General features: G+C 71.0%; 17 protein-coding genes. 7 read left to right on the plus strand and 10 right to left on the minus strand.

The genetic code is table 11. From position 1 onward, the window contains the following. Position 1 precedes the first annotated feature (1 nt). The 7 genes from ACX9TP_RS08360 to ACX9TP_RS08390 are packed head-to-tail and all read right to left on the minus strand — an operon-like array spanning position 2 to position 9486. On the minus strand, positions 2 to 637 hold the full coding sequence (locus tag ACX9TP_RS08360; protein ID WP_482979201.1) for a hypothetical protein: 636 nt from the start codon (positions 635 to 637) through the stop codon (positions 2 to 4). Further along, on the minus strand, positions 634 to 1146 hold the full coding sequence (locus tag ACX9TP_RS08365) for a hypothetical protein (RefSeq protein ID WP_482979202.1): 513 nt from the start codon (positions 1144 to 1146) through the stop codon (positions 634 to 636). Before ACX9TP_RS08365 ends, ACX9TP_RS08360 begins: the two co-directional genes overlap by 4 nt. After that, positions 1143 to 4412 (minus strand): outer membrane protein assembly factor BamD, encoded by a 3270-nt coding sequence (gene bamD / locus ACX9TP_RS08370; RefSeq protein WP_482979203.1) that lies wholly within the window; start codon positions 4410 to 4412, stop codon positions 1143 to 1145. Before bamD ends, ACX9TP_RS08365 begins: the two co-directional genes overlap by 4 nt. After that, entirely contained in the window at positions 4409 to 6085 is a 1677-nt protein-coding gene (locus ACX9TP_RS08375) for a hypothetical protein (RefSeq protein ID WP_482979204.1), read from the minus strand. Before ACX9TP_RS08375 ends, bamD begins: the two co-directional genes overlap by 4 nt. Further along, on the minus strand, positions 6082 to 6717 hold the full coding sequence (locus ACX9TP_RS08380; protein ID WP_482979205.1) for an outer membrane beta-barrel domain-containing protein: 636 nt from the start codon (positions 6715 to 6717) through the stop codon (positions 6082 to 6084). Before ACX9TP_RS08380 ends, ACX9TP_RS08375 begins: the two co-directional genes overlap by 4 nt. A 54-nt stretch (positions 6718 to 6771) precedes the next feature. Then, positions 6772 to 9045 (minus strand): AgmX/PglI C-terminal domain-containing protein, encoded by a 2274-nt coding sequence (locus ACX9TP_RS08385; protein ID WP_482979206.1) that lies wholly within the window; start codon positions 9043 to 9045, stop codon positions 6772 to 6774. Between the two features lie 39 nt (positions 9046 to 9084). Next, entirely contained in the window at positions 9085 to 9486 is a 402-nt protein-coding gene (locus tag ACX9TP_RS08390; RefSeq protein ID WP_482979207.1) for a hypothetical protein, read from the minus strand. Between the two features lie 483 nt (positions 9487 to 9969). Between ACX9TP_RS08390 and ACX9TP_RS08395 the strand changes: the two genes are divergently transcribed. From ACX9TP_RS08395 to ACX9TP_RS08420, 6 genes are all read left to right on the plus strand, one after another. Further along, positions 9970 to 12060, plus strand: coding sequence for an MtsA protein (locus ACX9TP_RS08395; RefSeq protein ID WP_482979208.1), 2091 nt, complete (start codon positions 9970 to 9972; stop codon positions 12058 to 12060). Between the two features lie 173 nt (positions 12061 to 12233). Further along, positions 12234 to 13883, plus strand: coding sequence for a calcium-binding protein (locus ACX9TP_RS08400; protein WP_482979209.1), 1650 nt, complete (start codon positions 12234 to 12236; stop codon positions 13881 to 13883). Positions 13884 to 14053: 170 nt separating this feature from the next. Further along, positions 14054 to 15394 (plus strand): cell-cell cohesion MYXO-CTERM protein MtsC, encoded by a 1341-nt coding sequence (gene mtsC / locus ACX9TP_RS08405; RefSeq protein WP_482979210.1) that lies wholly within the window; start codon positions 14054 to 14056, stop codon positions 15392 to 15394. 33 nt (positions 15395 to 15427) lie between these two features. Further along, on the plus strand, positions 15428 to 17410 hold the full coding sequence (mtsD, locus tag ACX9TP_RS08410) for a cell-cell cohesion protein MtsD (protein ID WP_482979211.1): 1983 nt from the start codon (positions 15428 to 15430) through the stop codon (positions 17408 to 17410). Next, a complete protein-coding gene (locus ACX9TP_RS08415) occupies positions 17407 to 19149 on the plus strand; it encodes a vWA domain-containing protein (RefSeq protein ID WP_482979212.1) in 1743 nt (580 codons plus the stop codon). Before mtsD ends, ACX9TP_RS08415 begins: the two co-directional genes overlap by 4 nt. Positions 19150 to 19160: 11 nt before the next feature. Continuing rightward, a complete protein-coding gene (locus ACX9TP_RS08420) occupies positions 19161 to 21533 on the plus strand; it encodes a hypothetical protein (protein ID WP_482979213.1) in 2373 nt (790 codons plus the stop codon). A gap of 74 nt (positions 21534 to 21607) precedes the next feature. Here the strand turns inward: ACX9TP_RS08420 and ACX9TP_RS08425 are convergent, their stop codons facing one another. Then, complete coding sequence (locus ACX9TP_RS08425) at positions 21608 to 22045, minus strand: hypothetical protein (RefSeq protein WP_482979214.1); 438 nt, start codon at positions 22043 to 22045, stop codon at positions 21608 to 21610. A 51-nt stretch (positions 22046 to 22096) separates the two neighbouring features. Here ACX9TP_RS08425 and ACX9TP_RS08430 point away from each other — a divergent pair, with 51 nt between their 5' ends. Further along, positions 22097 to 22585 carry a hypothetical protein gene (locus ACX9TP_RS08430; RefSeq protein WP_482979215.1) on the plus strand — a complete coding sequence of 163 codons (489 nt, stop codon included), beginning with the start codon at positions 22097 to 22099 and terminating at the stop codon, positions 22583 to 22585. Positions 22586 to 22594: 9 nt separating this feature from the next. On the opposite strand, the gene ACX9TP_RS08435 is transcribed toward ACX9TP_RS08430, so the two are convergent. Together ACX9TP_RS08435 and ACX9TP_RS08440 are read right to left on the minus strand one after the other, a co-directional pair. Beyond that, positions 22595 to 24247: a GMC family oxidoreductase gene (locus ACX9TP_RS08435; RefSeq protein ID WP_482979216.1), complete on the minus strand. Its 1653-nt coding sequence runs from the start codon at positions 24245 to 24247 to the stop codon at positions 22595 to 22597. Next, complete coding sequence (locus ACX9TP_RS08440) at positions 24244 to 24912, minus strand: gluconate 2-dehydrogenase subunit 3 family protein (protein ID WP_482979217.1); 669 nt, start codon at positions 24910 to 24912, stop codon at positions 24244 to 24246. Before ACX9TP_RS08440 ends, ACX9TP_RS08435 begins: the two co-directional genes overlap by 4 nt. Positions 24913 to 25028 lie beyond the last annotated feature (116 nt).

A 25028-nucleotide genomic window follows, 5' to 3' on the forward strand; every position in this document is an offset into this window, starting at 1 on the left:
TTTAGAGGTTCTCCACGTAGGGACTGGCCCGTGCGTCGAAGGTCTTCTTCGCGAGCGCGGCCTTCTTCGCCTCCCACGCCTCGCGCGCCGCCTTCTCCTCCTTCTCGTCCTCGGCCAGGCCGGCGCGCTCCTCCTTCACCTCGGCCTCGCACTCGGACACCTGCTCCTCGAACTCCTTCGGCTCCAGCTTCTCGCTGCCCTCCACCTTGGTCTTCCGGGCCACCGTCAGGCGGGCGAGCTCGAACTTCGCGAAGGCGCAGCGCAGGGACAGCTTCTCCACCTCGCGCAGGCCCACGCTGAGCCGCTGCTTCGCGCGCAGGTACTCCACGCGGGCCTCGGCCTCGGCGATGGCCAGCTTCGCCACCTCGCGGGACACCTCGTCGGTGGCGCGGTCCACCTCGTCCTCGGCCGCTTCCTGGCGGGAGCGGGCCCGGCGGATGTTGTCGCGCGCGCGGCCAATCTCGTTGTCGGCCACGTCCACCTTGTCGATGGAGAGGGCCAGGTCGTTCTCCGCCTCCAGCAGCTCGATGCGCGCCTCGTAGGGCAGCTTCTTCTCCATCGAGTCGGGCACGCGCATGCCGTAGCGCGGGCCGCAGGCGGCGAGGAGGGGCAGGGTGATGAGGACGATGCGCTTCATTGTTGGACCGTAGCCTCGAAGCTTCCGAAGATGGTGCGGCCTGAAAAGACGTCGGTGCCGTTGACGAACGTGACGTGGAACTCGCCTGTGATTCGGCTGTCGGCGGCGACGGAGGTGCTGCCCACCTTCAGCACGCCGACCTCCAGCTGGGGGAAGGTCCGCGCCGGCTCCTCCAGCACGCTGCGGCCAATGGCGCCGCGCTGCACGCCGCCCTCCAGCTCCTCCGCGAGGTTGATTTCCAGCGGGCCGTCATAGCCCTCCGGAATCATGTCCCCGACGAAGGCGCTGACCTTCAGCACGGTGTTCACCCCCGAGCCCTGCGGGGTGACGAAGTTGATGGCCAGCTCGCCGGGGGACCACTGGGCCTCCGCCCGCTGGTAGCGGAGGTCCATGAGCGGGGCCACGCTGCCCTCCAGCTCGCCGCCCTCGGAGGAGCAGCCGCTGGAGGCCAGGAGCGCGGCCCCGAGGAGCAGGGCCCGCGCCGTGGCGCGTGGCGTGAGGAGGCTCACTTGCACGCCTTCCACCCTCCGTCCACGTCGGCGCCGGTGAGCGTGTTGACGTCCTTGAGGACGGCCAGCTCGCGGCGGGCCCCGTCCACGTCGCCGAAGCGGCAGCGCAGCGCGGCCAGGTTGAGGCGGGCCTTGCCGAAGGTGGGGTCCGCGTCCATGGCCTTCGCGTACGCCTCGCGCGCGCCCATGGCGTCACCCATGTTGAGCAGCGCCACGCCCAGCGCGGAGTGCGCCGAGGCCCGCGTGTCCTGCAGCTCCGTGACGCGGCCCAGGGTGAGCTGCGCCATGCCGTACTGCCGCGCGTCCAGGTACGCCAGGCCCAGCGCCTCCAGCGACTCCGCGCTGAGCGTGCGCTCGGCCTTCTTGCGCAGCTCCTCCAGCGCGGCCGGCTGCGTGGGCGAGCCCGGCTGCGGCACCGGCAGCGCCGCCGTCTCCGAGCGCGTGCGGCAGCCCACCACCGCGGCGCTGAAGACCTCCAGCGACTCGGCGCGCGACAGGCACGCCTTGAAGGCCTCCTCCGAGCGCTGCTTCAGCGGCGCCACCTGCTCCTTCACCGCGGCCTGGAACTGCTGCGTCTCCGCGGCGGACAGGCCCGCCGGCACCGGCGTCGCCTCCACCACGTCGGCGATGTGGCCGTACGCCAGCGCCAGCTTCCACAGCGAGGCCACCGCCCACTCCGGGTAGCCCAGCTGCGCGGCCTGGGTGTAGATGCCCTCCAGCCCCTGCAGCGCGGCGACCTTCTCCTCCACCTTGTCCGCGGGCAAATCCTTGTAGCCGCGGTAGAGGACCTCGCCGAGGTACCACAGCCCCCTGGCGGCCTCTTCCGTCTGCCCGTTGGGGCCCTGCACCGCCTTGGTGAGGCTGGCGATGAGCGTGTCGGCGGGGGCCGTGGGCGCGGTGGCCGCCTGCACCTGGGCCAGCACCGCCGCGGCGCCCGCGCTGGTGCCGTCCAGCTTCAGCGCGGCGTCCGCCGCCGTCTTCGCGCGGGTGTAGTCCTTCTGCTTCAGCCGCGCCTCGGCCAGCAGCACCAGCACCTCGGCCTTGCGCGCGCCGGCCACTTCCGCCGCGGCCTCCAGGTTGCGCGCCGCTTCCTTGTACTCGCCCAGCGCCATGCGCAGCCGCGCGCCGGCCAGCCAGCCGTCCACCGCGGCGAAGTCGCCGCCCAGCTTCTGGCCCACCTGCTCGAACCAGCTCGCCGCCTCGCCGAACGCCGCGGACTCCGCCGCGTGCCGGCCCAGCGTGAGGAGCACGTCCGACAGGTACTGGCTCTTCGGGTAGTCCTGCGCCAGCTTCGTGCCCAGCTCGCGCTCGGCCTGCATGTCGCGCTTCTCGCGCGCCGCGGTGAAGGCGCCGTACAGCGCCTTCTCGCCGATGTCGGTGTTCTTGTTCTGGTCCGCCACCTTCACGAGGCCGGAGATGACGTCGCCCGTCTCCTGGGCGCTCTGCAGGGCCAGCTCGTCCAGCGCCTCGGCCTTGCTCTCGGTGAGAATCTTCTGCACGTCCGCGCGGAAGCTCTGCGGCAGCGGCGCGGCGAGGAACTTCTTGCCCGTCTCCTCCAGGCCCTTGAAGTCGTTCTGCTGCCGCAGGCTGTCCAGCGCCAGGTTGCCGGCGACGGCGGCCTCCTTGTGCTGCGGGTGCGTCAGCGCGAACGCGGTGAAGAGCTCCGCCGCCTTCGGGTACTCGCCGTCCTCGTAGTAGGCGCGGGCGATGTTGAACTTCACGTTCAGCGCGTTGGCGCTCTGCGGGTAGCGCGACACGAACTGCGCGCCCAGGAGCTTCATGGCCTGGCGCGCGTCCGCCACCTCGAAGGCGTTGCGCTTCTGCGCCTCCTCGGGCTTGAGCGTGGCGAAGTGCGCGAGCAGCGCCGCGTTGAGGGCCTCCTCCTCGCCCTTGGCGTCCTTCGCCTTGGACTCGTAGCGGGCCAGCTCCTCGAACTGGCGCGCGGCCTCCGGGAAGGCGTTGGCGGAGAAGAGCGCGTCGGCGCGGTTCTTCATGATGGGCCGCACGTACTGCTCGGGCCGGAACAGGCTCAGGTACGCCTCGTAGGCCTCGGCCGTGCGCAGGTAGAGGTCCTTCTCCTCCTTCTTCTGCGCGGCCAGGTGCAGCTGCGTGGAGAGGTCTCTCGCCATCTCCTCCAGCTCCACCAGGTGCTTCTTGCGCTCCGCGTCGGGCAGCTCCGGGTCCGTCTTGCTCTCCACCGCGGCGCGCACGAGGAAGCGCAGGTCCTCCGGCTCCGGGAGCACCTTGCCCTTGGACGCCTTGATGGCGTCATAGAGCTTCTGGCCGCGCTCCATGTCCAGCTCGGGGTCGTGCTGGATTTCCATCAGCTTGCGCAGCGCGGGGATGGCGAACTCGTACTGCTGCTTGATGAAGTAGCGGTTGCCCAGCTTGTCCAGCGCGAGCGCGTAGGTGGCGCGGCTGTCGCTGAGCTTCTCGAAGTAGTTGAGCGCGCCCTTGGCGGGGCGGGCCTCGGTGTAGCTGTAGACGAGGTCCAGCAGCGCCTCGCGCTTGACGTTGAGCGCCTTCTTCGCGTCCACGCCCGGCAGCGGCGCGCTGGCGGCGGCGGCCTCGAAGAACGTCACCGCCTCCGCGTGCTTGGCCTGGTTCACCCGAATCCAGCCCAGCTTGTAGCGGGCCAAATCATGAACGGGGGAGGGCGGGGCCTCCAGAATCGCCTGGTAGTGCTTCTCCGCCTCGACGAGGTCCGCCTTGTCGAAGAAGTGGTCGCCCAGGATCTGCTCCGCCTCCAGCCGCAGCGGGCTGTTGGGGAACTTGCGCGTCAGGTCGCCGAGCGTCTTGAGCATCTCGTCGAACTGGCCCAACTCGCGCTGCTCGTGCGCCAGGTAGAACGTCACCTGGTCGCCGTCCTTGAAGTCCGGGTACTCGCGCAGCAGCCGGTAGTACATCTGCACGGCCTTCTGCTTCATCAGCCGCGTCTCGGGAGAGACGATGGCGCCCGACGCACCTTCCGGCCGGGACTCGGCCTGGAGGAAGTACACGTAGCGGCTCTTCTCCACGTACAGCTCGGCCAGCCGGAACTGCAGGTCCGGCAGGTACGGCGCGTTGCGGCTCTTGGAGATGAGCTTCTCCGTCTCGCCGATGGAGCGGTCCACCTTGAAGATGTCGCGCTTGAGCTTGGCGATGAGCTCGTCGCGCTCCTTCGCCTTGGAGACAATCGGGTTGATGTTGGGGCCCGCGCGTCCGGGCGCTCCGGGGGCGGCCGCCAGCAGGGCGGCGGCAATCAGGCCGGTCAGGTGGCCGGTCATGGGGTCTCCTCGATGCAGCGGCTCTCGATGCGGACCCGGTACGACTTCAGCTCGTCGTTCCAGTACTCCCCGCTGAAGCGGAAGGCGACCTGCTCGGGGGACATCTCCTGCGCGTCCTCCGGCGGCACCACCTTCGCGCCCTTCTTCACGCGCTCATACAGCTTCAGGCCCACTTCGTACTCCATCAGTCGCACCTGCTCGGCGGCGCGCAGGAGCGTGTCCGCTTCCTGCCGCACCGCCTCGGCCAGCCGCGCGTCGTGGACGCGGACCGCCTCGGCGCGGGACAAGTCGTACATCTTGGTGAGGTGGGCGAAGAGCTGTTCGCCGAAGCTGCCGGCGTAGCGGCCCAGGCGCTCCCCCTCCAAATCCAAGAGCTCCACGAAGCGCGCGGCGCGCTGGGTGCCGCCGTGGGCATCCGCCGCGCGGCGCAGGCGCGCGTCCTGGGTGAGGTCCTCGCGGTTCTTCACCGCCTCCAGCGAGTCCGCGAAGCGGCGCGTCAGCTCCTTGGCGGCGCGCTTGGCGGGCAGGTAGTGGCACAGGTCGCGGTAGATGAGCGCGCGCAACAGGTACTTGTCCGGCAGGAACTCGTCGCGGAAGACGGGGGCGTCCAGCGTGGTGAGGATGCCCATGGACGCGCGCAGCTCGCCCAGCTTGTAGCGGGTCCACGCCTCCTCCAGGTAGAGGCTGGCGCGGCCAGGGTCCAGCTCGGGCAGCTTCACCAGGTTGTACGCCTCCAGCGCGCCCTTGTAGTCCTTGCGCTCGTAGCGCAGGCGGGCCACCGCGAGCGCCGCCTCGTTGCGCGACTCGCGGGTGAGCTTCTCGTCCTGGGACAGGCCGAGGAAGTCGGTGATGAGCTCCTCGGAGGGCTCCTTCACCGACTTGAGGCGGGTGACGAGCAGCGCGAACTTCGCTCGGCTGGCCTCGGCGCTGGTCTCCGCCAGCTTGGCGAAGTGCGTGTTGGCCCAGCGCTCGTTGCCCACGCGCAGGTCCACCAGGCCCTGCTGGTAGTGGGCGTACGCGCCCGTCTCCTCCGGCAGGAAGCCCAGGTCCAGCGCGCCGAAGACCTGCTCGTCGATCATCACCTCGTCGTGCGGCCTGTCGGTGAGCTGCTTGAGCGAGTCCAGCGCGCGGGGAATCACGTTGGGGTTGGTGCGCTCGCGGGCGATGCGCGACAGGTACGTGGCGCCCGCGTGCGACAGGCCCAGGTCGATGAGGCTGCGCGCGAGGAAGTACTGCCCCCAGGCGTAGTTCTCGTCCGTCTTGGGCGCCTGCTGCAGCCAGGCGTACAGCGGCCCGGCGGCGGCGCGCGGGTCGCCGTCGAAGTAGTCCTGCAGCGCCTTGTCGAAGACGGCGTTGTCCACCTTCTTCGGCGCGGCGGGCACGGCCTCGGCGGCGGCATCCGGCTTCTTCGGAGCGGCCTCGCCTTCCGCGGCGGGCGTGCCGGCCTCGGCCGGCTTGCCGGTGGCGGCGGGCGCGGGAGGGGCCGCCTGCGCGCCAGCGGGCTTGCCGCTGGCCGCGGGGGCGGACGGAGGGGTGCCGCCCGCCGGGCGCTGGGCACCGGAGGGAGGCGGGGGCATGGGCAGCGCGCCGCCGCTGGACTGCGCGGCGGCGGGTGCCGGGGACACGAGGAGCGCGGCGCTGGCGAGCGCGGCGACGAGTGAGCGGGGATTCATTCCGTGGCGCCGAAGTTGAACGCGGTGCCGAGCTGGACCGAGAGGACGTTGTTGATGTTGCGGGTGCCGGTGAAGACGACGTTGTTCGTCACGTCGAGGCGGAAGGACACGGTGTTGCCCTTGAAGAGGCGCATGCCGAGGCCCACGTTGGCCGCGGGGCGGAAGCCGTCCGCGCGGTTGATCTTCACCACGGAGCCGCCGCCGAGCAGGAAGGCCTCGAAGTGCAGCACCTTGTTGTTGAGGACGGCCATCTTCCCGTACAGCGGGCTCCACATCAGGTCCGAGCCCACCATCCACTGGACCTGCTCCTCGTAGGCGGAGGCCGTGGGCGCCACCTCGAAGTCGCGCTCCAGCTGGGTGCGCAGGCCCGTCTGCACGTTGTAGCTGTACGTGCCCCGGCCCACCTGCCACGCGAAGGTGTCGCTGAAGTGGTACGTGTACGAGACGGTGCCGACGAGCCCCTTGTAGAAGGCGTCATCCGGCAGCACGCCGACGCCCAGCAGCAGCTCGTGGTGCATCCGGTACTGACGCTCCTGGATGGCGGAAACGGCGCCGGGGTTCTCCAGCGCCTCGGCCTGCGCGCGGGCGAGGCCGGGCGCCAGGAACAGGAGGATGAGCAGGGCGTATCGCACGGTGGGGCTTCCTGGAGGTTGGAGGGAACGGACGCGGGAGGGGGGAGCCCCGCGTCAGTAGCCGACCGAGTTGAAGAGGAACGGATAGGTGATGATGACGACGCCGCCCTTGGGGGCGGGGAAGGTCCACGACTTGAGGCTGGAGAGGATGCAGGCCTCGACGGCGGCGTTGCTGAGCGTGGAGGACTTGGTCTTCGCGGCCACGACACGGCCCGCGGCGCCGATGGTCCACTCCAGCACCACCTTGCCGGCCAGGCCGGGCTGCTTCAGCAGCGCGCGCTCGTAGCAGCCGTGCACCTCGTTGAGGTGGCTGTTGATGACGCGGGCCACCGCCTCGCGGTCCACGGTGCCCTGGGTGGAGGCGATGCTGCGGGCCGTGGCGCGGGTGACGGTGCCGCCCACCTTGCCCTTGCCCACGCCGCCCACGCCCAGCGCGCCAATGCCGCCGCCGCCCTTGCCGCGCAGCAGCTCCGCGCCCAGCGTGGCGCCGCCGCCCTTGCCGCCGCCGCCCAGGCCGAAGGTGCCCAGGCCCGCGTTGGCGATGGGCGCCTTCCCGATGAGGCCCGACAGCTTGTAGTTGCTGTTCTTCACGTTCTTGCTGCCAGGGCCACTGCCCAGCTTGTCCACGGCGGCGAGCAGGTCATTGGTGGCGGGCCCGGCGGCGGACAGCTTCGCCAGCGCCTTGAGCGCCTTGTTCTCCGACGCGGCGGCCACGGCCTTGTTGGGCGGCGGCGGGGGCGCCTTCTCCACCGGCTTGGGCGGGGCCTTCTCCGCCACCTTCTCCTTCACCGGCTTGGGCGCCTTCTGCTTGAGGGCCTCCAGCTTCTTCTTCGCCTCCTCCTTCTTCTTCGGCTCGGGGGCGATGAGGCGCAGGGCCACGGGGGGCAGGTTCTTCTGCTGGAAGTCCGCCGTCTCCGGGCTCTGGGGCTTGAGGACGATGAAGGCCGCGAAGGCGCCGATGAACAGGATGAAGCTCGCCAGCGCCAGCCACGGCATGCCGCGCAGCGGGTTGACGAAGACGCGCTCGGGCTTGGGGGCCGCGTAGGCCACCAGCGACATGTGCCCCTGCGTCAGCCGCGCGGCGGTGCCGTCGCGCAGGGTGATGAAGCGGCGGCTGCCGTCGGACTCGAGCGCGGCACCGGTGACGGGGGCGAAGCGGCCGTCATTGCCGCTCCGCTCCACCTCGGTGCCCGGGGGCACGAAGAGGCGGAAGGCGCCGTTGAGCGTCTCGGCGAGGGTGAAGGGCGCGCCCGTCTCCGGGAGCGTGAAGCCCCACAGGGGCATGGCCTCCGGCAGGTCCAGCGAGGCCTGCACCGGCTTCTTCTTGTCCGGGGCGAAGCGGCGCGCGTCGCGGCGGATGGCGCCCCAGTACAGCTCCAGGTAGAGCTGGGCGGCGCCCTTGCCCGGGGCCAGCTTCGGCGCGTGCGTGGGCCGCGTGGCCACGCGCTGCTCCTGGAGCAGCGGGCCGTCGGACTCGGGGAACGCGTCGAGCGCGACGTCCGCCATCAGGTCGTCCGCGAGCAGGAGGCCCGGGTTGGCGCTCGGCGGCGGCTCCTGCGTGGCGCGGCGGCGCACCGAGGGCAGCGTGCCGGCCGGCACGGCCACGGGGGCCTGCTGCTGCGAGGGCCACGGCGCGTGCGCACCCGGAACCGGCATGGGCGAGACGACCTGCTGCGGCGGCGCCGGCATGGGGACGATGGCGGGCGCGGCGGCCTGCACGGACGCGGGCTGGGGGAAGGCGGCCTGCGTCACCGCGTTGCCCAGGCGCGCGGCGGGCTGCTGCTGCGGCGGCACCGGCCGCAGCTGCGGCTGGGCCGGCTGGGGCGCCTGCGGCACGGCGCGCACGGCGGGGACGGTGGTGGCCAGCGGCTGCTGGGGCGGGGCCACCTGCGTCGCCGGGCGCAGCTGCCGCACGGCCGCGGGCTGCGCCGCGACGGGGGCCACGGCCGGAGGCGGCTGCGGGGCGCCGAGCAGCGAGGCGAGCTCCGGCGGCGGCTGGGGCTTGGCCTCCTGTGGCCTCTGGGCCAGCACGCGAGTCTTGAGGACGAAGGGGCCGCAGAGCACCTCGTCCACCGAGCGGATTTCACACGCGGAGACGCGATGGCCGTTGACGAAGAGGCCGATGGCGGAGCCCGCGTCCTGGACGGCCGCGCGGCCGTTCTGGAAGTAGAGCAGCGCATGGCGCGGCTCCACGGACGGGTCATCCAGGCGCAGGTCGGACGTGGGGTCCGAGCCGAGCGAGTAGGTACCGGGGACGAAGACTTCCGTCCCCACGAGGAGGCCGTCGCGGAGGATGACGACTTGCAGGACGCTGGGCTGGCCGCTCAACGGTGACGCTCCCTTCAAGGGCTGGTGGGCGGTGCTTCCCTACTGGTCGTACACCGTGGAGAGCGTCTCGGAACGGAAGCTCTCGCGCTCGCGGATCATCGACCGCGTCTTCAGCTCCTTGCGGTCATAGAGATAGACGGCTCCGGACTTGTTCGTCTGGCCCTGGATGAGCCGGTCATCGAAGTCGATGCGCGCGGGCCCGCGCTGCGGCGGCGCGGCCGAGGCGCTGGCCTCGGGCTCGCCCGTCACCGGGTCCGTCACCGCGGAGCCCTTCGTCTCAATCTTCGGAGGGGCCTTGTTGTTGGCCTTCTTGCTGGACTTCGACTTCGCAGAGCGCGCCGTACGGCCGCGGCCCTGGGCCCAGGAGTCACTCGGGGTGAGCAGCGTGCCGATTCCGAGGAGCTGGGCGACGGCCATGCAGAGGAGGAAGCGTCGCATCATCAACAGGTTAAGCGATGCGTGTACCGACCTGTCAACGCACACTCCGGGGCCGTGAGGAATGCGAGCACACAGATGTGTGGGGGGCACTCCACCCCATGTGGGGCGCGTGCTCCCCGAAACGGCTCGGCTGTTGCCGGCTCGCTGGAAAGATGGCGTGGGAGGGCGTGATTCTCCGCTCCCGAAGTCGGAGTCCTGCCGAGCAGGCAGGGCTCGAATCCATCGCGGTGTGACGGGCGATGAAGGATGCTGCCGCGAGGAGGTCTCGTGACACGCATGGCTCGCAGGTGGGGAGTGCTCGCGGCGCTGGTGGCGGTGCTGGCCGCGGCGGGCGTGGTGGCGCTGCGCCGGGGCGCGGAGGAGGCGCCGGCCCCCGGCCCCGTGACGCCCGCGCGGGCCGCGCCGGGCCCGCGGCTCGTGTCCGTGGGGCCCCGGCTCACCAGCAACGAGACGTCTCAGCCCCTGTCTATATATGGAGAGCGGCTCGTGCCCGGGCTGCGGCTGGCGCTGGGCCCACCGCTGTCGCGCGAGCTGCCGCTGACGGTGGTGGACGCGGGCCACGCCTACGCCCGCCTGCCGGCCGGCCTGGCGCTGCCGGAGGACGTGCCGCAGGTGGTGGTGGAGGCGCGGCTGGCGGGGGCCTCGGGCACGGAGGGCTCCGCGCGGCTCACCGTGGTGAATGACACGGCCTTCGTGGACCTCACGGCGATGGCGCTGTCTCCGGATGGGCGCACGCTGCTCCTCGCCTCGCCGCCCACGGACACGGTGTTCGCCCTCGACGTGGAGTCGGGACGCGTGGAGAAGCTCGCCGCGGGTGACGGGCCCTCCGCGCTCGCGACCTTCAAGGATGCGCAGGGGCGGCCGTGGCTGGGCGTGGTGCACCGCTACCAGCCGGAGCTGCGCCTGTACGCGCTGGACGCGCCGGGGAGTGCGCCCAGGGTGCTGCCCGCGCCGCTCGGCGCCCACGGGCTGGAGGTGGATGGCGCGCGCGGCATGGCCTTCGTCGCGGAGCACGTGAGGGACCGCGTCCACGCGGTGTCGCTCGCCGACGGGAAGACGCGCTGGTCGAAGGAGGTGGACCCCAACCCCCGCGCACTGGCGCGGTGGAAGGGGCTGCTCGCGGTGGGCAGCCTCCAGACGGGGCAGCTGGAGCTGCTGCGGCAGGAGGACGGCGCGGCTGTTGCCACGGTGGTGCCGGGGCCGGGCGTGTCGATTCTGGGCGGCCACACGGAGCCGTTCCGCGCGCAGGTGATGGGCGGCAAGGCGCCGCGCGCGCTGGTGGCGAGCGAGCGGCTCGGCCGCCTCTTCATGGCGAGCCTGGGGCCCAACGTGGGCCCCAACCCGAAGCGCATGGAGGTGAGCGCCAACAGCGGCGTGGCGGTGGTGGACCCGGCGACGGGCGGCTACGTGCGGCACCGGGGGTTCGGCGCGGGGGTGACGGAGGGGCTGGCGCTGGATGACGCCGCGGGCCTGCTCTACGCGGCGGATGTGGGCCTGGGCCGGGTGCGGGTGCTGGACGCGCGGGCGCTGGCGGGCGCGGAGCAGGGCGCACGCGGGGCGGTGCTGCAGGAGGTGGCGATGGCGCCGCCGGACGGCACGCCGCGCATCCGCCCGGCCGCGGACTTCGGGACGAAGGGACGGGCAGGGGAGGAGCTCCACTCCGGCCCGCGCTCGCTGGCGCTGTCTCCGGACGGGCACACGCTCTACGTGCTCAACCGCTTCACGCGGACGGTGGCGGTGGTGGACGTGCGCGAGGCGCGAGCGGGCAGGGCCCGCGTGGTGCGCCAGCTTCCGGTGGTGCCGGGTCGCGCGCAGGCCCGGCGCCGCCTGGGCCAGGTCCTCTATTACGTGGACCTGGGGCGCACCGGAATCACGTGCGACGGCTGCCACATCGAAGGGCACACCGGCGGCGTCTTCTACGAGAAGACACATCCCAACCGCATCTACCGCTCCACCACGCTGCTGGGCAGCCGCGATACGCCCCCGTATTTCACGCCGGCCAGCCAGGACAGCCTCGCGGAGACGGCGAGCTTCGTGGGCGCGCGCAACCGCTTCCACAACCCGGACCCCTCTCCGGGCGAGGTGGATGCGCTCTCCCTCTTCAACGCGTTGATGACCACGCCGCCCAACCCCTTCCGCGGGGAGGACGGCGCGCCGCTGGAGGCGGTGGAATTGCCGGACGGCCGCACGGGCCGGCCCGCGCACGGGCGCGAGGTGTTCGAAGGGAAGGGCCGGTGCGTGGAGTGCCACCCCGCGCCGCTCTATACGCTGGACCAGGACCCGGCGACGCGCGGGCAGTACCTCGATGTGGGCACGCCGGTGGCGCTGCCCTTGCGGCTGGAGCAGCAGACGCTGGTGCCCGGCGCGGCGCCTCCGTCACTCGTGGGCACGTGGGACGTGTGGCCCCTGCTGACGAGCGCAACGGCCGGATACGCGGTGAAGGAGGACCGGCTGGTGGTGGGCACGCGCTTCCCGCTGCGCGCGGTGCTGGAGACGTCCGGGCCGAAGCACGGCGACGCCATGGCGCTCACGGCGGAGGAGCGCGATGACCTGCTCGCGTTCCTGCTGACGCTCTGAAACAGCGCCGCGCGTCCATCCGCTTCCGGTGCCAGGAGAGCAACCAGCCCGGCACGCATGTTCCACGGCGAGCCGAAATCTCGGCTCTCGCTGTGCCACTCTCCCCCTGAATCCCCGACCTGCGTCGGTGTGACTTGCGCCAGCGCGGGGAACTGCGGTGTACAATCCGACAGATGCGCGCCCTCTCGCGTTCCGCCTGGCTCCTCGTTCCCGTGCTGTTGCTGTCGTGCTCCGACGCGGGCCTGTATGCCCTGGACGGCCGGGGCCCCCATGGAAAGGACCGCGCCGCCTTCTCCGGCAATGTCTGCGTTCCGCTGGCGGGCGGTGAAGCCTTCCCCACCAAGGTGCTCTTCGCCATCGAAGGCGGAGCGGGCGTGGAGGCGGAGATGGTGGGCTACGCCACCGACGGCCTGTCCACGCTGACGAGCCGCTTCTCCGGCCCCTTCGTGAAGTTCGGGCTCGTGGCCTACCACACGGTGGCCACCGGCCTGCTGGGTGGCTTCTCCGATGCCGCGGAGTTCCAGGCCACGCTGCCGCGCTACGCGTCGTACCAGGAGTCGGGGCCGGTGAGCATCCGCTCCTCCCTGCGGCTGGCCAAGACGCTCCTGTCCGGCGACATGCAGACGTCCTGCCGGGGCGAGGTGGCCCGCACGCGCTACATGGTGGTCGTCATCGTCCGCACCGGCGACAGGACGTGCGCCCGTGCTCGAGACAACGAGGACTTCGGCGTGGGGCTCGACTCGCGCTGCCTCGCCCTGACCACCACGGCGCTCTGCGGCCCGGCCAACTCGCCGACGCGCAACGCCTGTGATGCCCAGTGCGGCAGCTGCGAGCTGACGGCCGTCACCGGCGAAATCAAGGCGCTCGCCCAGCAGTTCGGCGCGGGCGAGGTGGTGGTGCAGCCCATCTACGTGCGCGGCACCGCGCCGGACCCGCTCACCCGCCAGCTCGTGGCCGCCATCGCCAGCGCCGGTGGCACGGAGCCCATCGAAGTGGACTTCGCCGGCCTGCCCGGCGCCCTCACCGGAATCAAATACGCCGCGCGTGCCAACTCCCTGCGGCTCAAGCGCTTCGTCGCCTTCAACCGCAACGTGGTGGTGCGCGCCGGCCAGACGCTCCCCGACAGCGACGGGGACGGCCTGCCGGACACGGACGAGGACGCGCTCGGCACGGACGCGCTCGTGCTGGACTCGGACCAGGACGGGTTGATGGACGGCCTGGAGGTCCGCATGGGCCTGGACCCGCTGGTGCCGGACGTCATCAACGGCTGCAACCTGTCGCTCGACGAGGACGGGGACCGGCTCAACACCTGCGAGGAGCGCGTGCTCGGCACGGACCCGTGCATCGGCGACACGGACGGGGACGCGCTGCCGGACCTGGTGGAGCTGCTGTCCATGACCAACCCGCTCGTCCCCGAAGATTTGCTGGACTCGGACCGCGACGGCATCACCAACGTCGCGGAGGTGGAGGCGCACGGCGACCCGCTCAGCGCCGACCTCGACTTCCACGTCGAGCGCGGCTATGGCTATGACCTGGTGGAGGCCGAGCCCTCCGCCGACGGCCGCACCTGCTACGCGGCGCGCGCGGAGAACATCACCGTCGTCCCCACCCGCGAGCGGCCCCACCCCTTCATCCCGGGCGAGGTCATCCCCGCGGGCACCAACGAGGTGTACCTCTACCTCCAGGCCGGCCGGGACAATGACCCCCGCGGCGCCGGCATCGGCTCGCTCCTCATCCAGCCCATCCAGTACAGCGAAGAGGCCGGCCGCACCCCCGCGGGCACCATCCCCCTGGACCCCAACGACTTCATCCTCGGAACCTGATCCACGCCCCCGGTGTGGAGTCCACCCCACGCCTCCAATGGGGAGTGCCCCCCACACCCCCTCGACCTGCTTCCCCAGCCTGTCTCCAACCTCTTGATTCTCCAGGGTTTCACGCGAGTGTTGGGTACGGATCGTTCCTTGCTAGGAGCGAGGCCCTGAAAGGAGTCACCATGTCACTCGTTCGCGTTGCTTCGGCTCTCACGCTGGGGGCCTTCCTCTTCCTGAGCCCGTCGGTGGCCCAGGCGCAGTCCAACAACAACCCCGACAATCCGGAGTGCCTCGGCGACAGCTGCGGCAAGCCCCAGGAGGAGGGCGGCGGTTGTGGCTGTGGGTGCGGCTGCTCCGTCTGGGTGAACTACACGGACGACGGCGACACGCTGGCCTACACGGACGACGCGGACGGCGACGGCAGGGCGGACGACCGCGACAACTGCCCCTTCGTCTCCAACCGCGACCAGACGGACGAGGACGGCGACTCGGTGGGCAACGCGTGCGACAACTGCTCCACGCTCTCCAACTTCGCGCAGAGCGACGCGGACGGCGACAGCAAGGGCGACGACTGCGACGAGGACCGGGACAACGACGGCGTCTTGAACGCGGCGGACAACTGCCCGCTGGTGCCCAACGCGGACCAGAGCAACCTCAACAAGGACACCGAGACCCGGCTCGCCGGTGACGTCTGCGACCTCGACGACGACGGCGACGGCTACAACGACGGCCAGGACACCTGCCCGCGCGTCTCCAACCCCGACCAGAAGCTGCCCGAGGACGCCAGCCAGTGCCGCGTGGACGCGGACGGCGACAACATCTCCGACAACGGCGACAACTGCCCCGGCCTGGCCAACCCGGACCAGGCGGACGCGGACGGGGACGCCCAGGGTGACGCGTGCGACGCGGACATCGACGACGACACCATCTTCAACACGGCGGACAACTGCCCGGCCGTCGCCAACCGCGAGCAGCTCGACGATGACCGCGACGGCGCCGGCGACGCGTGCGACACGCGCTACTGCCTGGTGCTGGATGCCACCCGCCCGGATGACTGCCTGGACCCGAAGGCGCCCTTCACCATCAGCGGCGGCGGCAGCATGGTGGTGGACGAGGCCGGCAAGGCGCTGCGCCCGCCGCTGTTCGCCAACCGCAACGGCGCGGCCATGGAGTACAAGTGGACGGTGACGAAGCGCCCCACGGGCTCCAACGCGGTGGTGGAGAACCCGCAGGGCGCCGTGACGCTCAGCCGTGACTGGCAGTACACCTACGTGGACGGCAGCGTGCCGACCTTCACGCCGGACGCGGAGGGCGAGTACGAGCTGCAGGTGACGGCGCGTCTGGCCTTCTCCGACCGCGTCTTCCCCGACCAGCGCGTCTCCACGTCCAACCTCATCGTCCGGGTGGGCAAGGGCTCGGACGAAGGCACCAACTGCAGCTCGGTGCCCGCGGGCTTCAGCGCCACCGCGCTGGGCGCCGCGCTGCTCAGCGTGCTGATGCGCCGCCGTCGTCGTCAGCAGTAACCTCGCAGTCCCATGCCAGGAGGACCGTTCCGCATGCGCCGCCTCGTTCGTTTCCCGCTGCTCGCGGCGGGCCTCCTGGCCGCGGGCCTTCTGTCCTGCACCGACTCGCTGCTCGAGCCGCGAGCGGAGGTGCAGAACAACCTCGATGACCGGCTGACGCTCCAGGGGCGGGTGTGCACCCGCCCGCCCAACCCCTCCGGCTTCCCGGTGAAGGTGGTGGTCGTCATCGACGAGTCGGGCAGCATGTGCATCTCCGACCCGCCGGGCGCGCAGCTGGAGGGCGGCTTCTGCGACCGCCCGGAGGTGCGGGACACCATCCCCGACGGCGTCACCGAGCCCGCGCGCGTGCGCGCCCTCAAGCGCCTGGTGGACCAGTTCCGCCAGGTCAACGCGCAGGGCGGCAACGTGCAGGTGTCCGTCGCCCCGTTCGAGACGAACGTGCGCAACGTGTGGCCGCCCACCACGGTGGGCAGCCGCTTCGCGCGGCCGGACAACAACATCGACACCTACATCAACGGCCTGCAGAGCCAGCTGGGCAAGGGCACCGACTACCAGGGCGCCCTGTCCTACGCGTACAGCATCATCGCCAGCGACATCAACGCGGTGGCGCAGTCCAACCCGGAGCTCTTGCCGCGCACCCGCTACGTCGTCGTCTTCCTCACCGACGGCACCCCGTACCCGCGCTGCTCCGCCTCCGACAACCTCAGCGTCTACGCCAGCCCGGACAGCCCGGACCTGACGTGGGCGGACTCCCTCCTCGACTTCTGCAACGCCACCAGCACCACCGACGCCATTGACGGCTTCGAGGTGGGCACGGACCGCAACCAGAACTACCAGCTGTTCAGCTACGTGCGCCGGCTGATGGAGCTGAAGGACCAGTACAACGTGGGCGACGTGCGCATGCACACGGTGCTGCTCTTCAACCAGGAGGCCGTCCGCGCCTGCGGCCCCATCTGCCAGGAAATCTACGGCATCTACCCGGGCGTGCCCCAGGCGCAGTACCCGGAGGCCGCGAAGAAGATTGCCTCGTGGCTGCTCAGGCGCTTCGCGGAGATGGGCAACGGCGTGTACCAGGAGTTCAACGACACGTCGGAGATCTCCAACCTGGGGCTGGGCGCGCTGGACTACTCCTCCTTCGCCTCGCGCAACGTGATGAAGTCGCTGGTGGTGGAGGCGCTCAGCTCCGGCCCGGGTGACGAGGGGCGCACGCTGGACAGCGACGGGGACGGCGTGCCGGACTCGGAGGACAACTCCTTCACGCTCAAGACGAACACCTTCACCGCGGACAGCGACCTGGACTGCCTGGATGACGGCTTCGAGGCCCGCCGCCTGGACCAGGGCTTCCAGGCCAGCAATGACCGGGATGCGCGCGGGTGCGACCCGGCGTCCCCGCTCACCCGCGACTGTGTGTGCCGCGACACGGACGGCGACGGCCTGTCGCAGTACGCGGAGGAGTACCTGCACACGCGCACCGGCATCGTGGACAGCGACGGCGACGGCGCCCCGGACGGCATGGAGGCGCGCTGGGGCCTGGACCCGCTGGCGCCCAACGTGTCGGGCCTGGACACGGACGGGGACGGGCTGCCGGACGACGCGGAATTGCGCGCGGGCACCAACCCCACCCGCAGGGACCGCGCCTTCTACGAGCGCTACGGCTACCAGTACGAGACGCGCATCGCCGAGGTCCGCCAGGACGGCAGCATCTGCTACGACTTCACGGTGTCCAACCTGCAGCTCGTCACCCCGCCGGACCGCGCGGGTGTGAAGCAGGGCCACAACCTCTTCAAGGTGTGGTTCGCCGAGGCGCCGGAGAGCGGCGTCTCCACCGACTACGGCGTGTGGCGCACCGCCTGCGCCTGGGCCCAGTACGCGCCGCCCAGCGTGCGCGTCCCCGCGGGCCCCGAGCTGTCCCTCACGGATACGAACTTCCGCCGGCCCGACCAGATGAGCAACCCGTGGAACAACGCGAACGATTGTGTCGGAACGCCGCCCGCGGGCGCGGGGAGCAACCCGTGAGCCGCGCCGGACGGGTGCTGGCGGGCTGCCTGTGCGCGCTCGCGGTGGTGGTGGCCTGCACGGATTCCTACCTGTACGACCCGCGCCGCGACACGGAAGTCCCCGTGGACCGGGCCGTGTCCTTCGATGGCCGCTTCTGCACCGTGGGCAGCAATGAGGTGGTGCGCCCCATCAAGCTCATCATCGCCATGGACGCCTCGCAGTCCATGCGCGTGAGCGACCCGGACGGCACGCGCGCCACCGCGCTGGTGGAGTTGCTCGAGAACCTGCCCAGGGACCCGGAGGTCTCCATCGCGGTGATGCTCTTCGCGGGCAGCACCACCGCCTTCCTCACCCAGACGCCGGGCAACCCGCCGGAGGACGGCTTCGTACAGGTGTCGTCGATGGACGACGCGACCCGCCGCCGCCTCGCCGCGCAGTTGCTCACCTTTCGCAACCCGGACAACTCCCCGAACCGGGACTCGACGGACTTCGTCAAGCCGCTGTCGGACATCTACTCGCTCATCAACACGGACATCGCCCGCAGCCGGTTGGAGCCGGGCGGCGCCCAGGCGCTGGCGCAGGCGCGCTACTCCGTCGTCTTCCTGTCGGACGGCAAGCCCACCAACGACCAGGACGACGAGCTCCTCCAGGGCGACGCGGTGGTGCGCATCCGCCAGCTGAGAGACCTGGTCGAGGACGTGCGCGTCAACACCGTGCACGTCTTCCTGCCCACGCAGCCGGTGACGTCGTGCAACATCGGTGGGGATGGCGGCTGCCCGCTGCTCATCATCAACCAGAACGCGGACCGGCTGGAGCAGATGGCCACGCTGGGCGGCGGCAACTTCCGCGACTTCCGCAACAACGAGCCCATCAACTTCCTGGACTTCACCTTCGGCCAGGTGCGCCGCTCCTTCATCGTGAAGGAGGTGGTGGCCTCCAACTTCTCCGCGCCTCCGGGCAGCCCGGTGGACGAAGCGGACACGGACGGCGACGGCCTGACGGACGCGCGCGAGGCGGAGGTCGGCACCAACCCCAACTTCATGGACACCGACGGCGACGGCTTCAGCGACGGCGTGGAGGTGTACTTCCGCGAGCGCGGCGTGGACTTCGACCCCACGCAGATTGCGCTGCCGGACGGCGGCGGGCTGGACAAGGGCTGCCCGCCGCTGTTGCGCGCGGAGGACGCGGACTGCGACCGGCTGCTGGACTGCGACGAGCAGTTCATCGGCACCAACGCCAACCTGGCCGACAGCGACCGCGACGGCGTGCCGGACGGGGTGGAGTGGCGCGGCGGCACCCAGGGCGCCAGCAACGATTTGGACGAGGACCCCGACAACGACGGGCTGACGAGCCGCGCCGAATTGCGCCTGCACACGCGCCCGCTGGAGGTGGACACCTCGAACCTGTCGGTGGACGGCTACCGGTACTCCTTCGAGGCGGACGGGGCGCCGGATGCGCTGGGCCGCCAGTGCTACACGCTGCGCATCGACAACATCCTCCTGGCGCCCACCATCGCCGCCGCGGACGACGCGGGCGTGGTGACGCGCGGGGCGGGCTTCAATGACGTCTCCCTGTCCGTGGCCATGGTGCCCGCGGACGACCCCACCGCGCGCACCCTCGTCCGCACCTACCGCGTGGACACCGTGCGCTACCCGGTGGGCGGCATCAAATCGCCCGCCGACGGCGTCATCCGCGTGGAGCCCGAGCAGTTCATCGACGGCTGCCCCGGCCGCGTCGGCGCGCCCCCCTCGCCTTGAGAAATCACGCCATGCCCACCCACGTCCGACTGCTGCCGCTCGCGCTGCTCGCCCTCGTTGCCTGCTCGTCCGGAGGAGGCGACGGGGACACGGACGCGGGCACCAACCCCGTGGAGGACCTCTGCAACAGCCGCGAGGAGGCGCTGTCGCTGGCCGAGTGCGAGCTGAAGCCGGGGCAGGCGCTGGACCGCTTCCTCGTGCAGGCGGGCGAGACGAAGGCTGGCGACCAGGACTGGTACCGAATCGTCCTGCCCGCGGACACCAGCGCGCGCACGCTGCTCAACGTCAACGGCGTGTACCTCGCGGCCAGCACCGCGGTGAACCTGTCCATCACCGTGCTGGAGACGCTGCCCAACGGCAGCGACGTGGCGCTGGTGAAGAAGGAGGACAAGCACGGCCAGGGCGCGCCGCGGCCGGTGGACATGGTGCTGCCGCTGCGCAATGACTTGAAGAGCAAGACGCTGCTGGTGCTGGTGCAGGACTCGCCGGACGTGCCCACGCGGCCCAACTACGACGCGAAGAGCACGTACCGGCTGAAGGTGGAGATTGCCACCAACCCGGACACGCACGAGCCCAACGACACGCAGCAGACGCCCACGGCGCTTGCCCTGGCCGCCGAAGGCGCCGAGCAGGTGGGGACGGTGACGGGCTACCTCGCCACGGACAACGACGTGGACCACTACACCTTCGACCTGACGGCGGGGAAGGTGGCGTACGTGCGCCTCGTCGCGCCCGACCAGGGGTTCATCCCCAACTGGCGCCTGTCCTACGAGCTGCGCCGCCCGGGCTTCGCGGAGAAGGAGGACGAGGGCCAGGTGCCGCCCCGGGTGAGCGGCGGCGAGCTGGCCACGGCGCGCAAGGTGAAGCTCGCGGGCACGTGGATGCTGGTGGTGAAGGGCTACCGCGGCCTCAACGACAAGGAGACCGCCCAGGGCGACCTGAACCAGCGCTACGAGGTGGAGGTGCGCGTCATGGACGAGGAGGACGTGCAGGACCGCACCGGCGCCGGCAATGACACCGTGCCGGGTGCCACGGCGCGCAACCTGGATGCCGCCACGCCCGGCAGCGCCGGCGCCGCCGTGTCCTTCACCGGTCGCCTGGGCTACGTGCCGGACCGCGACTGGTACTCGCTGAGGCTGCCCGCCTCCACCGCGCCCACGGCGCTGCGCTACCGCGTGGTGCCGCTGGGGACGGGGGGGCGCTTCCCGCCGCTGCCGGACACGGCGGACCGGCAGGTGCTGGTGTTCACCCTGGTGAACAAGGGCGCCACCGTCAGCGAGTGGCGCACCGCCTGCCTCAGCGACGTCACCGCCTGCCCCAAGGGGTACGGGGAGAACCCGGACGCGCGCCAGCTGGTGGAGGGCTACTGCACCCGCGGAGACCTGCCGGCGCCCATGTGCACGCACTCCTACCGCGAGGAGGCGACGGACAACCCGCGCTTCACCAACCTGAGCAACTTCCGCGGCGTGATTCCGGTGCCCGCGCACGCCACCGCCGTCACGTACTACTTCGTCGTCCAGGACGACGGCACCAACTGGGCGGATGACCGCGACTACCGGCTGGAGGTGACCTGGGACGCGGAGGACGCGGACGAGGTGTCGCGCTACACGGGCGGCGTGGAGGGGCCGGTGGCCCGCAACCTCGCGTCCACCACCGCCTTCCCCGCGCCGCCGGACACCGCCGAGTTCTCGGTGACGGGCCAGCTGTCCCACGGCTACGGCCGGCTGCGCACCGACAACATGGACCGCACCAACGGCCTGGGCGTGCGTGGGCCGGGGGACTACGACGCGGTGCCCTCGGACGTGGACTCGTACCAGTTCCAGCTCCCCACCGTGGCGGCCCCCGAGGACCGCGCGTGGCTGGTGCAGTGGGAGGTGGAGAAGCTGGCGGACGGCGGCACGCCGCACGGCCTGGCGCTGAACCTCACCTTCTGCGACGGCGACGCGCAGGACGCTGGGACCAGCACCTGCACGCCAGTGACGACGGGCAGCCGCAACCTCTCGTTGTCGCTGGCCTACCGCTCGGACGCGCTGCGCGCCTGGCACACGCCGAGCGACGCGACGCTGAGCAGCCTGCAACCGCAGTACGCCTTGGAGGAACGCCCGGGCTCCACCGTCGTCACCCTGGCGCCCTATGCGTGCGGCTGCCTGGAGCGGCGCTTCATTCGCGGCGGCACCATGCGGGTGGACGTGTCCGCGTCCGAGCGCCTGGACTACGAGCGGGTCAACTACACGCTGCGCACCGGCTACGGCGCCTATCCCCAGAGCTACACGGTGGACGGCGGGGCCAGCGTGACGTGCCCGGCGCCGGATGGTGGCGTGGCGCAGTCGGACGGAGGCGTGTCACCCATCACCGGGGGCTGCGTCTTCACGCGCCAGCCATGAGCGCGGCGGCGGTACGGCGGGAGCCAGAGCTCCCGCCAGGGGGATGGACGACCCCGCCGGGGGAGGAAGTTCCGCTACGGCGTAGGGGCCACACCCAGGCCGTCGAGGGTGATGACCTTCTCCGGCGTGTTGCCCGCGTTGGACTTGATGGTGAGCGTGCCGGTGTACTCCCGTTCTTCCGTGGGCCGGAACTCCACCTGCACGAAGGCGCGCTTGTACGTCTCCAGCGCGAGCGGGGTTTCGGCGGTGAAGCCCTCCGGGAGCACCAGCTTGAACTGCGACGGAGCGGACATGGTGATGCCGGTAATCTGCAGCGTCCCCTCGCCGCGGTTCTCCAGGACGAGCGAGTTGAAGCCCGTGGTGTTGATGAAGGTGCCGCTGCCGAACTCACGGTTGAAGGCCATCTCGTCGCGGTCCGTGAAGAGCGTCGGCTCCTTGGGAATCTCCGTCTCGTTTCCACAGCCGGCCAGGGCGAAGAAGAATAGGGGGAGCCACCGGGTACGCAGTTGCATGGACGTCCACTCCTCGGATTGAGGGTTCAGAAGATGATGTCGTTTGTAACAGTGTTTCAGCGCAACGCACAGGTGGCCGCGGTGCTGTCCTTCGCGGTGTTCCTGGGCGCGTGTGGGGGCTCGCGCGAGGACTTCATCGGCCCGCGTGTGAAGGACACCTGTGACGCGTCGTGGCCCGTGTGCAGCCGCGTGGCCGGCTGCATCCTCGGCACGGAGAGCTACGCGGAGGGACGCTTCCCCGGACGCGGACAGTTCATCGTCCAGGTGCCGGAGGCCGCCACCGTCAAGGTGCGCTTCTACCTGGAGGACGTGACGTCCGTGGGCGAGGAGATGGTGGTCCTCTTCCATGAAGAGGGCTGTCGCGCACGCACGCGCCAGGCGGCGGACGGACGCGCGGTGCTCGACACCATGGAGAAGGCCGGTGAGTTCACCCGCGAGGCGGACCTCACCGGCGTGGGGGACCACCTCATCGAGTTCGAGTCCGACATGCAGGCGCGCTACATCGTGAAGGTGGACGTGCTGCCCCTTCGCAACCGGTAGCGCGCGCTCTCAGCCCTTCATCGCGCGCACCAGGTGGTGCGCGACGCGGAAGCTGTTGGCTGCGATGGTGAGCGTGGACGGCACGCTGCCGCCGGTGGGCATGAAGCTGCCGTCCACCACGTAGAGGTTGGGCACCTCGTGCGCGCGGCAGTTCTTGTCCAGCACCGAGGCCGCCGCGTCGTTGCCGAAGCGGCAGGTGCCGTGCTGCAGAATCGTCGTCTCGCCCATGACGCCCTTGCGCCGCACGTCATCCGGGTCCAGCCGCAGCAGCACCTCTTCGCCGCGCTCCACCAGGAAGCGCGTGGCGGCGAAGTCCATGGGGTGGCGCTCCACGGTGATGGCCGCCACGGGGATGCCGTACTTGTCCTTCGTGTCCTCGGACACGCTCACGTAGGTGCCCGGCGTGGGGAGCCACTCCGCGTAGACTTCGAACTGGAGGATGCGCGAGTCACGGTACGCCCGCATCTGGTCCTTCAGCGCCTTGCCGAAGAGCGCGCTCTTCCCGCCGCCGGCCAGCTCCACCGCCGCATGGATGGGATTGGGGTGCGCCCACATGAAGCCCAGCGTGCCGCCCTTGCGGAAGCCGAAGCGGCTGTCGGGCAGGAGGTAGAAGTCCTGCACGCTGCGGTTGACGAAGGGCGCCGGGTCCTTCAGCCACGGCCGCGCCTCGCCCTGCTTGGACACGCGGAACGTCGCGTACGACTCGCCGAAGGAGCTGAAGAGGAGATTCCTGCCCACCAGCCCGCTGCCATTGGCCAGTCCGCGCGGGAAGCGGCTGGAGGTGGAGTTGAGCAACAGGCGCGCGCTCTCCACCGCGGTGCAGGACACCACCACCACCTTGGCGGGCTGCTCCTGGGCCACGCCATCTTCATCCAGGTAGATGACGCTCTTCGCGCGCCCCTGCTTGTCCACCTCCACGGTGCGTGCCATGCAGCCGGGGCGCAGGTCCACGTTGCCGGTGGCCAGCGCGGCGGGGATGAGGCTGGCGTTGGTGCCGCTCTTGGCGCCCGTCTCGCAGCCGTAGCTGCCGCACAGCGCGCAGTACGAGCACGGAGCGCGGCCCCGGTACGGCCGGCTGATGATGCCGCGCGCGGTGGGCAGCGAGTGCCAGCCCATGGCCTTGCAGGCCTTGTCGATTTCCGCCGCCACCGGGTGCACGTCCAGTGGGGGCAGCGGGAAGGGCCCCGAGCGCGGCTCCGCGAAGGGGTGGGGCACGGCCTCTCCAGACACGCCCAGCTCGGCCTCGGCCTTGTCGTAGAAGGGCGCCAGCTCCTCGTAGGAGATGGGCCAGTCCGCCAGCGTGCTGCCCGATACCGCGCCCAGCGTGGAGCGCAGCCGGAAGTCCACCGGCTTGAGCCGGTAGAAGAAGCCGCTCATGTGCACGGTGCCGCCGCCCACGCAGTTGGCCGTCCACGCGGCGTTGGAGCGCTCGTAGCGGCCCCGCGCGCCGTGCCGCACCAGGTGCGGCTCCTCCCACGGCAGCGGCATGAAGAAGTTGCGACGGCTGTTCAGGATTTCGTCGTGGACGAAGTCCTGCGGCTTGTAGTGGCGGCCCTTCTCCAGCACCACCACCTTGAAGCCCGCGCGGCCCAACTCCAGCGCCATGGGCGCGCCGCCCGCGCCGCTGCCGATGATGCAGACGTCGACCTCGGGCAGGCTCATTTGGGGGCGCCTCCGTGGTGGAGCCCGCACTCGCGCAGGCACTTCGGGCCGTCATGGCCCTCCGGGGGCGCCATGGCCACGGTGCCCACGGTGTCGAACCCCATCAGCTTCCAGCCCACCTTCCCCTTGTTGCCGCCGTAGGACGGGTCCCCGAGGTAGCCCTCCAGCGTCATGACGGTGAGCAGCTCGAAGAAGTGCGCCTCGCCGCTCTTCGGCGGGCTGTCCCGGAAGATGGCGAGCAGCTCGTCCTGTTGCTCGGCCGTGAGAGCGGAGAAGCCCTTCTGGAACATGCGCTGCGCGCGGCGCTCCAGCGCGGCCACGCCGCTGAGGAAGTCGTCGCGTATCGTCTCCAGCGCCGGTGTCTGGAGGATGCGGTCGATGTAGACCGGCACGTCCGCGTCCAGCGCACCCGCATCCTCGTCACGCGGAAGGATGCGCTCGCAGGCGGCGGCCACCGCGGCGTACTCGAATGTCGAGAAGGTACGAAGCGCCTGGCCGTTGACGGTGGCGCCAAGGGGCCCCGGGTCCGCGGGCGGTGCCTTGGCCTTTTCCTCGGAGCGCTTGCAGGCGGGGCCGAGCAGCACCACGCCCCCGCCGAAGAAGGAGAGTCGCTGGATGAAGGAGCGCCGGGACAGGCGGCTCCGGGGGGCATGTGCGCGGGGCATGGGACGCCGAGTCTAACCCAGCCCCCTCGTGTATCGCCGCGAAGATGAAACCTGCTCGGCTGCTCCCCATGACGCTTCGCTGGCATAGGATGCGGGCGACGACGTACAGGGCCGAC

The organism is Pyxidicoccus sp. M15 (assembly GCF_056858435.1).

What these genes read in the sequence shown, in the direction of transcription:
- ACX9TP_RS08420 (WP_482979213.1), top strand. Translation starts at nt 19,161, where the DNA reads ATGCCCACCCACGTCCGACTGCTGCCGCTCGCGCTGCTCGCCCTCGTT.
- ACX9TP_RS08425 (WP_482979214.1), bottom strand. Translation starts at nt 22,045, where the DNA reads ATGCAACTGCGTACCCGGTGGCTCCCCCTATTCTTCTTCGCCCTGGCC.
- ACX9TP_RS08435 (WP_482979216.1), bottom strand. Translation starts at nt 24,247, where the DNA reads ATGAGCCTGCCCGAGGTCGACGTCTGCATCATCGGCAGCGGCGCGGGC.
- ACX9TP_RS08400 (WP_482979209.1), top strand. Translation starts at nt 12,234, where the DNA reads ATGCGCGCCCTCTCGCGTTCCGCCTGGCTCCTCGTTCCCGTGCTGTTG.
- mtsC (WP_482979210.1), top strand. Translation starts at nt 14,054, where the DNA reads ATGTCACTCGTTCGCGTTGCTTCGGCTCTCACGCTGGGGGCCTTCCTC.
- ACX9TP_RS08360 (WP_482979201.1), bottom strand. Translation starts at nt 637, where the DNA reads ATGAAGCGCATCGTCCTCATCACCCTGCCCCTCCTCGCCGCCTGCGGC.
- mtsD (WP_482979211.1), top strand. Translation starts at nt 15,428, where the DNA reads ATGCGCCGCCTCGTTCGTTTCCCGCTGCTCGCGGCGGGCCTCCTGGCC.
- ACX9TP_RS08375 (WP_482979204.1), bottom strand. Translation starts at nt 6,085, where the DNA reads ATGAATCCCCGCTCACTCGTCGCCGCGCTCGCCAGCGCCGCGCTCCTC.
- ACX9TP_RS08390 (WP_482979207.1), bottom strand. Translation starts at nt 9,486, where the DNA reads ATGATGCGACGCTTCCTCCTCTGCATGGCCGTCGCCCAGCTCCTCGGA.
- bamD (WP_482979203.1), bottom strand. Translation starts at nt 4,412, where the DNA reads ATGACCGGCCACCTGACCGGCCTGATTGCCGCCGCCCTGCTGGCGGCC.
- ACX9TP_RS08440 (WP_482979217.1), bottom strand. Translation starts at nt 24,912, where the DNA reads ATGCCCCGCGCACATGCCCCCCGGAGCCGCCTGTCCCGGCGCTCCTTC.